This window comes from Pseudomonas alvandae, assembly GCF_019141525.1.
GTDB classification, from domain to species: Bacteria; Pseudomonadota; Gammaproteobacteria; order Pseudomonadales; family Pseudomonadaceae; genus Aquipseudomonas; species Aquipseudomonas alvandae.
Genome location: NZ_CP077080.1, coordinates 1,146,651 through 1,159,484, shown reverse-complemented (window position 1 = coordinate 1,159,484; position 12,834 = coordinate 1,146,651). Strand labels below are relative to the sequence as shown.

Here is a 12,834-nt window from a genome sequence, read left to right as displayed (position 1 = left end):
CCGCCGCTTTTTTACAAGATCAGACGCAGGGGTCAGATTATGCCGCTCACTCAAGAGCAGAAGAAACAATACAAATCCATCGGCCACCATCTGAAACCGGTTTTGACTGTGGCTGACAACGGTTTGACTGAAGGTGTGCTCGCCGAATTGGAACGCGCCTTGGGCGATCACGAGCTGATCAAGATCAAGCTCAACATCCTCGATCGCGAAGCCCGCCTGGCTGCCGTTGCCGAACTGTGCAAGACCGGCAAGGCAGACCTGGTGCAGGTCATCGGCAAGATGGCGCTGATTTATCGCAAGAATTTCAGCGTCAACAAGCAACTGTCGAACGTTCACCGCTTCAAGTGATGTCAAAGGGTCAAGGGTGTGCCTCGCACACCCTGCCACTCCAGCCAGGAACCGGCTGCAATACAAGCACCAATCCGGAAAACCCCAGCACCAGGTAACTGAATACCTGCCACTGGCTCGCATCCGGCCAGCCGAGATGCACCGCAAAGAACATTCCGCACGCGTACAACGACATGAGCAACAACTGCCCACGAATGTCGCGCCATAGACTGGCAAGGCCCTCGGCCTGAACCAGCACCAAAGCCTGAAACATCACACACGCCGCGGAAAACCCCACCAGCAGCGCCGTCAGCATGCCTGCGATTTCGTCGATGAGCAGCGGTGCCAGGCCAACTCGACCCAGCACCGGCAGCAAACCAATGTGCAACAACCAGATGCCGCCCACCCATAACATCTGGGTGAGCTGCCAGATCATGGCGCCGGCTCGCAGCGGGCGCCTTCGTTCAGATGTGACGGACTTCGACAATCTCATACTCGATGACACCACCCGGCGTCTTCACCGCCACCACATCGCCCTCTTCCTTGGCAATCAAGGCGCGAGCAATAGGTGAACCGACGGAAATCTTGCCGAGCTTGATGTCTGCCTCGTCCTCGCCAACGATCTGGTAGGTCACGCTCTCATCGGTCTCGACGTTGGCGATTTCCACCGTGGTGCCGAAAATGACCTTGCCTGTATGCGGAATCGTCGTGACATCGATGATCACCGCATTCTGCATGCGGCCTTCGATGTCACGGACACGCGCCTCGACCATGCCTTGCTCTTCACGAGCTGCATGGTATTCGGCGTTTTCCTTGAGATCTCCCAACTCGCGGGCCTCACCAATTGCCTGGCTCAAGCGCGGACGCTCGACCTTGGTCAGGAAAGCGTGTTCTTCTTCCAGGGCCTTCGCGCCCTGAACAGTCATCGGGTACTTGGTTATGCTCATGCCTTCAATCCTGCATGTAGATCCTGCAAGCGACGTACGGTCTTCTCGGGACCGAACTTGAGTGCTTCGCAGATCGCTTCGCCCGCAGCAATGGTCGTGGTGCAGTAGATCTTGTGCTGCAGCGCGTTGCGACGAATGGAGTAGGAATCGGCGATCGACTGGCGACCTTCCGTGGTGTTGATGATCAGCGTGACTTCGTCATTCTTGATCATGTCGACCACGTGTGGACGACCCTCGGTCACTTTGTTCACGCGGCGCACTTTCAGCCCCGCCGCCTCGATCAGCTTGGCAGTGCCGGCAGTGGCAACCACTTCGAAGCCCAAGTTGATCAGATCACGGGCCACACCTGCAACCAGTGGCTTGTCGTCATCACGCACGCTGATGAACGCTGTGCCGCCAGTCGGCAATACTTCGCTGGCGCCCATTTGTGCCTTGGCGAAGGCTTCACCGAAGGTATCGCCCACGCCCATGACTTCACCGGTCGACTTCATTTCCGGGCCGAGGATCGGATCGACGCCAGGGAACTTGGCGAACGGGAACACCGCCTCTTTCACGCTATAGAAGTTCGGAATGATTTCCTTGGTGAAACCAAGCTCTTTCAGGGTTTTGCCAGCCATGACCCGTGCCGCGATCATTGCCAGGGAAACACCGATGCACTTGGAAACGAACGGCACGGTACGGGAAGCACGAGGGTTGACTTCGATGACGTAGATGTCTTCGCCCTGCAGCGCCAACTGCACGTTCATCAGGCCGATAACGCCCAGTTCCAGGGCCATTTTCTTGACCTGCTCGCGCATCTCATCCTGGATATGCGCCGGCAGCGAGTAAGGCGGCAGCGAGCAAGCGGAGTCACCGGAGTGAACACCGGCCTGCTCGATGTGCTGCATGATCGCGCCGATCACCACGTCCTTGCCATCGCTGACCGCATCCACGTCCATTTCGATGGCGCAGTTGAGGAAGTGGTCCAGCAGCACCGGGCTGTCGTTGGAGACCTGGACCGCTTCACGCAGGTAACGCTTGAGCTCGTCTTCCTGGTAGACGATCTCCATCGCGCGGCCGCCCAGTACATAGGACGGACGCACCACCAGTGGATAACCGATCTTCGCGGCGGCACGAATCGCTTCGTCTTCGCTGCGCACGGTGGCGTTTGGCGGCTGGCGCAGGTTCAGGCGCTCGACCATCTGCTGGAAGCGCTCACGATCTTCGGCACGGTCGATGGCATCCGGGCTGGTGCCGATGATCGGCACGCCGGCGGCTTCAAGGGCGCGAGCCAGTTTCAACGGGGTCTGGCCGCCGTACTGGACGATCACGCCTTTTGGCTTCTCGACACGGACGATTTCCAGCACGTCTTCCAGGGTCACTGGCTCGAAGTACAGGCGATCGGAGGTGTCGTAGTCGGTGGACACGGTTTCCGGGTTGCAGTTGACCATGATGGTCTCGTAACCGTCGTCGCGCAGGGCCAGTGCCGCGTGTACGCAGCAGTAGTCGAACTCGATACCCTGGCCGATCCGGTTAGGACCGCCACCCAGGATCATGATCTTGTCCCGGGTCGATGGCGCGGCTTCGCACTCTTCTTCGTACGTGGAATACAGATAGGCGGTGTCGGTGGCGAACTCGGCCGCGCAGGTGTCGACGCGCTTGTAGACCGGGAACACGTCCAGCTTGTGACGATGGGCGCGCAGGCTCTTCTCGGTCACACCCAGCAGCTTGGCCAGGCGCATGTCGGAGAAACCTTTGCGCTTGAGGCGGAACATCATGTCGTGGTCGATGCTGGACATGCCCAGGGTCTTGACCTTCTCTTCTTCCTTGATCAGATCTTCGATCTGTACCAGGAACCAAGGGTCGATCATGTTCATGCCGAATATCTGCTCGACGCTCATGCCCGCGCGGAAAGCATCGGCCACGTACCAGATGCGCTCGGCGCCCGGTACGGTCAGCTCGCGCTTGAGCTCGCTCATGCTTTCCGGATTGCTCAGGTCCAGCTTCGGATCCAGACCGCAGACGCCGACTTCCAGACCGCGAAGGGCTTTCTGCAGGGATTCCTGGAAGGTCCGGCCGATGGCCATGACTTCACCGACCGACTTCATTTGAGTGGTCAGGCGGGCATCGGCCTTGGCGAATTTCTCGAAGGCGAAGCGTGGCAGCTTGGTCACAACGTAGTCGATGGACGGCTCGAAGGACGCCGGGGTCTTGCCGCCGGTGATGTCGTTCGACAGCTCGTCCAGGGTGTAGCCCACAGCCAGCTTGGCAGCAACCTTGGCGATCGGGAAACCAGTGGCTTTCGACGCCAGGGCCGAAGAACGGGACACCCGCGGGTTCATCTCGATGACCACCATGCGACCGGTATTCGGACAGATGCCGAACTGGACGTTGGAGCCGCCGGTTTCCACGCCGATCTCGCGCAGCACCGCCAGGGAGGCGTTACGCAAGATCTGGTATTCCTTGTCGGTCAGGGTCTGGGCCGGTGCGACGGTGATCGAGTCACCGGTGTGCACGCCCATCGGGTCGAAGTTCTCGATGGAGCAGACGATGATGCAGTTGTCCTTTTTGTCGCGGACAACTTCCATTTCATATTCTTTCCAGCCGATCAGGGATTCGTCGATCAGCAGCTCCTTGGTCGGCGACAAGTCGAGACCACGGGCGCAGATTTCTTCGAACTCTTCACGGTTGTAGGCGATGCCGCCACCGGTGCCGCCCATGGTGAAGGACGGACGGATGATGCACGGGAAGCCGAGGCGTTCCAGGACGGCGTTGGCCTCTTCCATGCTGTGGGCGATGCCCGAGCGTGGGCAGTCCAGGCCGATGGATTTCATCGCCTTGTCGAAACGCGAACGATCTTCGGCCTTGTCGATGGTGTCGGCGTTGGCACCGATCATTTCTACACCGAACTTCTCCAGGACGCCTTCGCGCTCCAGGTCCAGGGCGCAGTTCAGCGCAGTCTGGCCACCCATGGTCGGCAGCAGCGCGTCCGGGCGCTCTTTCTCGATGATCTTGGCGACGGTCTGCCACTTGATCGGTTCGATGTAGGTGGCGTCGGCCATGGCCGGGTCGGTCATGATGGTGGCCGGGTTGGAGTTCACCAGGATGACGCGGTAGCCCTCTTCGCGCAGGGCTTTACAGGCCTGGGCGCCGGAGTAGTCGAATTCGCAGGCCTGGCCGATCACGATCGGGCCAGCGCCAAGAATCAGGATGCTTTTTATGTCTGTACGTTTTGGCATGGGTTTGTCACTCAAATCCGCAGGTCAGTCGGCTAGGCCGTCGAACAATCTTTGAAGCGCCCGTGGGGGCCACCGCGTTCGGGGCCGCCCTCGGGCTTCGCGCGGTCAGCGTCGCTTGGCCATCTCATTGATGAAGCGATCGAACAGCGGCGCCACATCGTTCGGGCCCGGGCTCGCTTCAGGGTGGCCCTGGAAGCTGAACGCGCTCTTGTCGGTACGCTCGATACCTTGCAGCGTGCCGTCGAACAGCGACTTGTGGATCGCGCGAACGTTGGCCGGCAGGGTCGCTTCATCCACGGCAAAACCGTGGTTCTGGCTGGTGATCATCACCACGCCGGTGTCCAGGTCTTGGACCGGGTGGTTCGCACCGTGGTGGCCGTGGCCCATTTTCAGGGTCTTGGCGCCCGAAGCGAGGGCCAGCAACTGGTGACCGAGGCAGATACCGAATACCGGGATCTCGGTTTCCAGCACGTCCTTGATCGCCTGGATCGCGTAGTCGCAAGGCTCCGGGTCACCCGGGCCGTTGGACAGGAACACGCCGTCGGGCTTGAGGGCCAGGACGTCGGCGGCCGGGGTTTGCGCCGGAACCACGGTGACGCGGCAGCCACGCTCGACCAGCATGCGCAGGATGTTCAGCTTGACGCCGTAGTCGTACGCCACCACGTGGTACGGCAGTTCGGAAGCCTCGATCGTCGCGTGACTGTCGGTCTTCAGGTCCCAGACCGTGGAGCGCCACTCGTACTGCGTCTTGGTGCTGACGACTTTCGCCAGGTCCATGCCCTTGAGGCCAGGAAAACCCTGGGCAGCGGCGATGGCGGCTTCTTCGGAAATGTTGTCGCCGGCCATGATGCAGCCGTTCTGCGCGCCTTTTTCCCGAAGGATGCGGGTCAGGCGACGGGTGTCGATACCGGCGATCGCCACGACGTTGTTGGCTTTCAGGTAATCGGACAGGGACATCGTGTTACGCCAGTTGCTCGCTACCAGCGGCAAGTCACGAATGACCAGGCCGGCGGACCAGACACGATCGGACTCGGCGTCTTCCGGCGTGGTGCCGGTGTTGCCGATGTGCGGGTAAGTCAGGGTAACGATTTGCTGGGCGTAGGAAGGATCGGTAAGAATTTCCTGATAGCCGGTCATTGCGGTGTTAAACACCACCTCACCAACGGTCTGACCGTCGGCTCCAATGGCTTCGCCGCGAAAAATGCTGCCATCAGCAAGGGCGAGTATGGCTGGCTTAGTCAAGAAGACCTCCCGTAAATAAAGCCTGAAAGGGCGATCGCAGGTTGTAAAAAAGCGGAGTGACGTATGGACACGTCACCCCGCTTGTTCACTGAATTATTCTGCGCGCTTTTAGTGGACACACTAAAGCTGTAGCTTACAGAAAAAGGCTTTTTTGGTCCACCGCTAATGAGCCTTAAAGGCAGGGGAATGCGACAGGTCGTCGCGAGGCGGTGTAAAACGGGGCTCAGTATAACCTGAACCCCGCCTCCAGGGACATCAACGCAGGTCGAGAACGTCCTGCATGTCGTACAAACCAGGCTCGCGCCCATCCAGCCACAACGCGGCACGCACGGCGCCCTTGGCGAAGGTCATCCGGCTCGACGCCTTGTGGGTGATCTCCAGGCGCTCGCCTTCGGTGGCGAACAACACGGTATGGTCACCCACCACGTCACCACCACGCACGGTCGCGAAGCCGATGGTGTCGCGCTCGCGAGCACCGGTATGCCCCTCGCGCCCATACACGGCGACCTGCCGCAGATCCCGCCCCAGCGCATCGGCAATTACTTCACCCATGCGCAAGGCCGTTCCCGAAGGCGCATCGATCTTGTGCCGGTGATGGGCCTCGATGATTTCGATATCCGCATCGTCACCCAGGACCCGCGCCGTCAAGTCGAGCAATTTGAGCGACAGGTTCACGCCCACGCTGAAATTCGCCGCAAACACGATTGGAATGTCCTTGCCAGCTTCGGCCAGCAACTGCTTCTGGGCCGCATCCAGACCGGTCGTACCGATAACCATGGCCTTGCCTGCCTTGCGGCAGACGGCAAGGTTCTTCAGCATGACTTCCGGCAAGGTGAAATCAATGAGGACGTCAAATTCGTCGATCACCTTTTCCAGTCCACCGGACATCGGCACGCCGATACGCCCAATCGAGGCCAATTCGCCAGCGTCGGCTCCGACCAGGGTGCTGTCAGGCCGGACGATGGCAGCCGTCAGTCCCGACAGCGGCGAACGCTGCTGCACCGCCTCGACCAACGCCTTGCCCATGCGCCCGGCGGCGCCCATCACTGCTATACGTCGCATGCGGACTCCTTAGAGATCGCCGAAGAAGCGCTTCACGCCTTCGAACCAGCCAGTGGTTTTTGGCGAGTGGCTGTTGTCATCCGCAAGGGAGCTGCGGAACTCCTCAAGCAACTCTCGCTGGCGCCGGCTCAGGTTGACCGGGGTTTCCACCGCCACACGACACATCAGGTCGCCCGCACCGCCGCCCCGCACTGGCGCGACGCCCTTGCCGCGAATCCGGAACTGTTTGCCGGTCTGCGTGCCTTCAGGGATCTTCAGCTTGACGCGACCGTCGAGGGTCGGGATCTCAAGCTCGCCACCCAAGGCTGCATCGACAAAGCTGATCGGCACTTCACAGAACAGGTGCTTGCCGTCGCGCTGGAAGATCGCGTGCTCGCGCACATTGATCACGACGTACAAATCGCCCGTCGGGCCGCCCTGGGCCCCCGCCTCGCCTTCGCCAGACAAGCGAATGCGGTCGCCAGTATCGACACCGGCCGGCACCTTGACCGACAGCGTCTTGTATTCTTCGACGCGCCCTTCGCCGTGGCAGGAGTCGCACGGGTCGGAAATGATCTTGCCTTGACCGTGACACCGCGGGCAGGTCTGCTGGACCGAGAAGAAGCCCTGCTGCATGCGAACCTGGCCGATACCGCCACAGGTCGGGCAGGTCACGGGCGAGGAACCCTTCTTGGCCCCCGAGCCATCGCACGGCTTGCAGTTGACCAGCGTCGGGACACGGATATTGACCGTCGTGCCGCGCACCGCTTCTTCCAGGTTAAGCTCCAGCGTGTAGCGCAGGTCACTGCCACGCTGGGCGCCACCACGGGCACCGCCGCGACCACCGCCGAAAAAATCGCTGAAAACATCGCCGAAGATGTCGGAGAAGTTCTGGCCGCCGAAACCGGCGCCACCGCCGCCCATGCTTGGGTCGACACCGGCATGACCGTACTGGTCGTAGGCCGCGCGCTTACTGGAGTCGGACAGGACTTCGTAAGCCTCGTTGGCTTCCTTGAACATCTCTTCCGACGCTTTGTCGCCGGGATTACGGTCCGGGTGATGCTTCATCGCCAGGCGACGATAAGCCTTTTTCAGCTCTGCCTCGCTGGCACCGCGCTCGACACCCAATACTTCGTAAAAATCACGCTTTGCCATTAGTCTTTGCACTCTTATAGGACGTTCGGCAAACCTCTCCTGAACCTTGCCAAACTCGTTGAGCCCCAATACAGGCCCGGACCCAACTCACGTCAATTCAACGATCCTGGTCGTAGGCTTTGTAGGAAAAGTGCCTGCGCGACGTCTCCTACAATCCAAATCTTTCAGCCAGGGCCCCGGCCAAAATGCGGTGCTCATCGCCCGAAAAGCAGGAGCATTCCCGAACACACCGCCAACACCCGAACACTGTCGCATGTTGTAAAAATTCGCTGGCTCCAGACACGCCAACGCGGGAGCAAGCTCCCGCGCGGCGACATCCTACCAGCCACCGCACAAATGCAGTCAACCGGCCGACCAACAAGCGATTACTTGTTGTCTTTCACTTCTTCGAACTCAGCGTCGACGACGTCGTCGGCTTTTTCAGCCGATTCGCCTTGCTGCGCGGCGCCTTCAGCTGGCTGAGCCTGTTCGGCGTACATCTTCTGAGCCACTGGAGCGGAGACTTTCGACAATTCTTCGATCTTCGCCTCGATGGCCGCCTTGTCGTCACCTTTGACAGCCGCTTCAAGGGCAACCACGGCTGCCTCGATAGCGGTTTTCTCTTCAGCGGTCACTTTCTCGCCAGCATCGGCAACCATCTTGCGAGTCGAGTGCACCAGAGCGTCACCCTGATTGCGAGCGCTTGCCAGCTCTTCGAACTTGCGGTCTTCCTCGGCGTTGACTTCAGCATCGCGGACCATTTGCTGAATTTCTTCCTCGGACAGACCGGAGTTGGCCTTGATCACGATCGACTGGGTCTTGCCGGTCGCCTTGTCTTTCGCGCCGACGTGCAGGATGCCGTTGGCGTCGATGTCGAAGGTCACCTCGATCTGTGGCACGCCACGTGGTGCCGGTGGAATCTCGGCCAGGTCGAACTTGCCCAGGGACTTGTTCTGGGCAGCTTGCTTGCGCTCGCCTTGCAGAACGTGGATGGTCACGGCGCTCTGGTTGTCATCGGCAGTCGAGAACACCTGGGATTTCTTGGTAGGAATCGTGGTGTTTTTCTCGATCAGCGCTGTCATCACGCCACCCATGGTTTCGATACCCAGGGTCAGCGGGCTTACGTCCAGCAGCAGAACGTCTTTCACGTCACCGGCGAGAACGGCGCCCTGGATAGCTGCACCCATGGCAACGGCTTCGTCAGGGTTCACATCCTTGCGAGCTTCTTTACCGAAGAAATCGGTAACCAGCTTCTGCACCAGTGGCATACGGGTCTGACCGCCGACCAGGATCACGTCGTTGATCGAACCCACGTCGATACCGGCATCCTTCATCGCAATGCGGCAAGGTTCGATGGTGCGCTGAACCAGGTCTTCCACCAGCGCTTCGAGCTTGGCGCGGGAGATTTTTACGTTCAGGTGCTTAGGACCGGTAGCGTCTGCAGTGATGTACGGCAGGTTCACGTCGGTCGACTGGCTCGAGGACAGTTCGATCTTGGCTTTTTCAGCGGCCTCTTTCAGGCGCTGCATGGCCAGCGGGTCACCCTTGAGGTTCATGCCGCTTTCTTTCTTGAACTCGTCGACGAGGTAGTCGATCAGGCGGATGTCGAAGTCTTCACCACCGAGGAAAGTGTCACCGTTGGTGGCCAACACTTCGAACTGGTGCTCACCGTCGACTTCCGCGATTTCGATCACGGAAACGTCGAAAGTACCGCCACCCAGGTCATAAACGATCACGGTGTGATCGCCCTTGGCCTTGTCCATGCCGTAGGCCAGAGCCGCCGCGGTAGGTTCGTTGATGATACGTTTTACGTCCAGGCCTGCGATGCGGCCGGCGTCTTTGGTCGCCTGGCGCTGGCTATCGTTGAAATAGGCAGGGACAGTGATGACCGCTTCAGTCACCGCTTCGCCGAGATAGTCTTCGGCGGTCTTCTTCATCTTCTTCAGAATTTCTGCCGAGATCTGTGGCGGGGCCATTTTCTGGCCGTTCACTTCAACCCAGGCGTCGCCATTGTCAGCCTTGGCGATTTTGTAAGGCACCATCTTGATGTCTTTCTGAACAACTTCTTCGTCGAACTTGCGACCGATCAGACGCTTGACCGCGTACAGGGTGTTATGCGGATTGGTCACAGCCTGACGCTTGGCGGACTGGCCCACCAGGATCTCGCCGTCGTTGGCGTATGCGATGATCGACGGCGTGGTGCGCGCGCCTTCAGCGTTTTCAATAACCTTGGCCTTGCCGTTTTCCAGCACGGAGACGCACGAGTTGGTGGTCCCCAGGTCGATGCCGATAATCTTGCCCATGTTAACTCTCCCGGAACTTGAATTTTGTTGCCGCAGCAGTGGTGGCTAACTGCGGTAGTACTTAAACGCTTGACTTCTTAATGGGGCCGTTGCGCCCGATTTCAAGCCTGCTCATCAATAGAAGGCGAAACCGGAGCTGGCGCCTTGCTGACCACAACCATGGCCGGGCGCAGCAAACGGCCGTTGAGCAGGTAGCCCTTCTGGAAAACCTTCAGCACGCTGTTTGGCTCGACATCCGCACTTTCCTGCATCGCCATCGCCTGGTGATGTTCGGCGTTGAAGGGTTCGCCGTGTGGATCGATCGCTTCAAGCTGATAGCGCTTGAGGGTGTCCTGGAACATTTTCAGGGTCAGCTCGATGCCTTCACGCATCGGACGGATGTTCTCGTCGTCCGGGTTGGACAGTTCCAGACCGCGCTCCAGGCTGTCGATGATCGGCAGCAGGTCGCCGGCGAAACGTTCCAAGGCAAACTTGTGGGCCTTCTCTACGTCTTGCTCGGCGCGACGGCGAACGTTCTGCAGGTCGGCGGCTACACGCAACGCCTGATCCTGCGCACCGGCCAGTTGCTCCTCGAGCACTTGTACACGTGCCGACAGGTCTTCACCCGAGTCCTGGGGAGCCTGATTGGCGTCTAGATTTTGCGTGTCCTGCGTCTGTTCGTCAGCCATAGATTTCTCCTTTCAACTTCGTCCGCGAGCTCGACTCGCGCTTCTGCCCCGGTATATGGGGCCGGGTTTTCAAGCTTCAAGGGTCATCTGACGAATTAACCCTACAAAAGGCAGCAGCATGGTCATTCCTTGAAGCACTAAGAATTTCGCCGTCCCAAGCAAATCGAGCTAAGCGCAGGCATTGTCAGGCCGAAACAAAACACTGTATAAATAACCAGACCTAAAGCCTGGGAGCGGCCTTATGCTGGTGCACCTGTCCGTACACAACTACGCCATCGTCGAACATCTCGACCTCGAACTCGATCGGGGCATGAGCGTGATTACCGGTGAAACCGGCGCGGGCAAGTCGATCATGCTCGACGCCCTGGGCCTGACGCTGGGCGACCGTGCCGATAGCGGCGTGGTGCGTCCCGGAGCGGACAAGGCCGACATCCTGGCAACCTTCGACCTGATCGATATTCCCGAAGCCAGCACGTGGCTGGCCGAACGCGACCTGGACACCGATGGCCTGTGCATCCTGCGCCGGGTCATCACCGCCGAGGGCCGCTCCCGAGGCTATATCAATGGCACGCCCTGCCCATTGGGCGACCTCAAGGCCCTGGGTGAGCTGCTGATTGATATTCACAGCCAGCATGAACATCAATCCCTGCTCAAGACCGATACCCATCGCCGACTGCTCGACGAATACGCAGGCGCCACAGACCTGGCGCGCCAGGTTCAACTGGCCGCCCAGCGCTGGCGGCAAACCCGGCAGGAACTGGATCGCCTCTCCAACTCTGGCGACGAACAGCGCGCTCGTCACCAGTTGTTGAGCTACCAGCTGGAAGAGCTGGAGAACCTGGCCCTGGGTGAAAACGAGCTGGAGGAATTGGAACAGGAACACAAGAACCTGACCAACGCCGAGGCGCTGCTGGGTATTTGCCGCCAGGTCGTTGAACAGTGCAGCGAAAGCGATTCAGGCAATGTGCTCAACGCCCTGACAGCGAGCCTGAACCGGCTATCCAGCGTCAGCAACTCCGTAGGCGCCCTGAACGAAGCAACGAACCTGCTGACCAGCGCACAGATACAGGTCGAGGAAGCCGTCGGCGAGCTGAACCGGTTCCTCGATCATTTCGACGCCGACCCGGCACGCCTGCAATACCTCGAAGAACGCCTGGATACCATTTACACGCTCGCCCGCAAGCACCGCGTCCAGCCGACCGATGTCGTCGAGCTGCAGCAACGCCTGCTGGAAGAACTTGAAACCCTGAACGCCAATGATGAATCCATCGAGCGCCTCGGCGACGAACTGGCGTCCTACGCGCGTCATTATCAGGAAAAAGCCACTGAGCTCAGCCAACTGCGCCGCCAGGCCGCGACAGGGCTGGCCAATGCCGTGGAGCAGGAAATCCAGCGGCTGGGCATGCCAGGCGGGCGTTTTACCATCGAGCTGCACCCCAACGCCGGCGACGAACTCCTGCCCAACGGACTGGAACAGGTCGAGCTGCTGGTCAGCGCCAACCCCGGGCAGCCGCTCAAGGCGCTGGCCAAAGTGGCGTCCGGGGGCGAGCTGTCACGCATCAGCCTGGCTATCCAGGTCATCACCGCACAAACCTCACGAGTACCTACATTGGTATTTGACGAAGTGGACGTAGGGATCGGCGGTCCGACAGCGGAAATTGTCGGCCAATTGCTCCGCAGGCTGGGCGAACGCGGCCAGGTCCTGACCGTTACCCACCTGCCCCAGGTCGCAGCCCAGGGACACCAGCACCTGTTTGTGCACAAGGTGCGCGGTGAAGACGCTACTCGCACCGCCGTGTCCAAGCTCAACAAGCATGAACGCGTGGAAGAAGTGGCGCGGATGCTGGGGGGCATCGACCTGACCAAGGAGTCCTTGGCGCACGCCAAGAAAATGGTGATCGCGGCAAAAATCTAAAGGACACCGCAAAGCAAGAAGGCGACCCGAGGGTCGCCT

Annotated in this window: 10 protein-coding genes; 2 read left to right on the top strand and 8 right to left on the bottom strand. The window is 59.9% G+C overall.

Annotation, left to right across the window (positions count from 1 at the left end; translation table 11 throughout):
- Window positions 1-39: 39 nt before the first annotated feature.
- Complete coding sequence (locus KSS97_RS05055) at window positions 40-348, top strand: YhbY family RNA-binding protein (protein WP_003177852.1); 309 nt, start codon at window positions 40-42, stop codon at window positions 346-348.
- 10 nt (window positions 349-358) lie between these two features.
- Here KSS97_RS05055 and KSS97_RS05050 read toward each other — a convergent pair whose 3' ends face one another.
- The 8 genes from KSS97_RS05050 to grpE all read right to left on the bottom strand — a co-directional run bounded on the left by KSS97_RS05050 (window position 359) and on the right by grpE (window position 10,880).
- Window positions 359-763, bottom strand: a complete 405-nt coding sequence (locus tag KSS97_RS05050; RefSeq protein WP_030139784.1) for a hypothetical protein — start codon at window positions 761-763, stop codon at window positions 359-361.
- 28 nt (window positions 764-791) lie between these two features.
- On the bottom strand, window positions 792-1,268 hold the full coding sequence (gene greA / locus KSS97_RS05045) for a transcription elongation factor GreA (protein ID WP_030139783.1): 477 nt from the start codon (window positions 1,266-1,268) through the stop codon (window positions 792-794).
- A 2-nt stretch (window positions 1,269-1,270) separates the two neighbouring features.
- Entirely contained in the window at window positions 1,271-4,492 is a 3,222-nt protein-coding gene (gene carB / locus KSS97_RS05040; protein WP_217861235.1) for a carbamoyl-phosphate synthase large subunit, read from the bottom strand.
- A 105-nt stretch (window positions 4,493-4,597) separates the two neighbouring features.
- Window positions 4,598-5,734, bottom strand: coding sequence for a glutamine-hydrolyzing carbamoyl-phosphate synthase small subunit (gene carA / locus KSS97_RS05035; RefSeq protein ID WP_030139781.1), 1,137 nt, complete (start codon window positions 5,732-5,734; stop codon window positions 4,598-4,600).
- A 255-nt stretch (window positions 5,735-5,989) separates the two neighbouring features.
- Complete coding sequence (gene dapB, locus KSS97_RS05030) at window positions 5,990-6,796, bottom strand: 4-hydroxy-tetrahydrodipicolinate reductase (protein ID WP_198797620.1); 807 nt, start codon at window positions 6,794-6,796, stop codon at window positions 5,990-5,992.
- A gap of 9 nt (window positions 6,797-6,805) precedes the next feature.
- Window positions 6,806-7,930 carry a molecular chaperone DnaJ gene (dnaJ, locus tag KSS97_RS05025; protein WP_030139779.1) on the bottom strand — a complete coding sequence of 375 codons (1,125 nt, stop codon included), beginning with the start codon at window positions 7,928-7,930 and terminating at the stop codon, window positions 6,806-6,808.
- Window positions 7,931-8,295: 365 nt separating this feature from the next.
- Window positions 8,296-10,212 (bottom strand): molecular chaperone DnaK, encoded by a 1,917-nt coding sequence (gene dnaK, locus KSS97_RS05020; RefSeq protein ID WP_030139778.1) that lies wholly within the window; start codon window positions 10,210-10,212, stop codon window positions 8,296-8,298.
- A gap of 101 nt (window positions 10,213-10,313) precedes the next feature.
- Window positions 10,314-10,880 (bottom strand): nucleotide exchange factor GrpE, encoded by a 567-nt coding sequence (gene grpE / locus KSS97_RS05015; RefSeq protein WP_181287537.1) that lies wholly within the window; start codon window positions 10,878-10,880, stop codon window positions 10,314-10,316.
- Between the two features lie 241 nt (window positions 10,881-11,121).
- Between grpE and recN the strand changes: the two genes are divergently transcribed.
- Window positions 11,122-12,795 carry a DNA repair protein RecN gene (gene recN, locus KSS97_RS05010; protein ID WP_217861234.1) on the top strand — a complete coding sequence of 558 codons (1,674 nt, stop codon included), beginning with the start codon at window positions 11,122-11,124 and terminating at the stop codon, window positions 12,793-12,795.
- Window positions 12,796-12,834 lie beyond the last annotated feature (39 nt).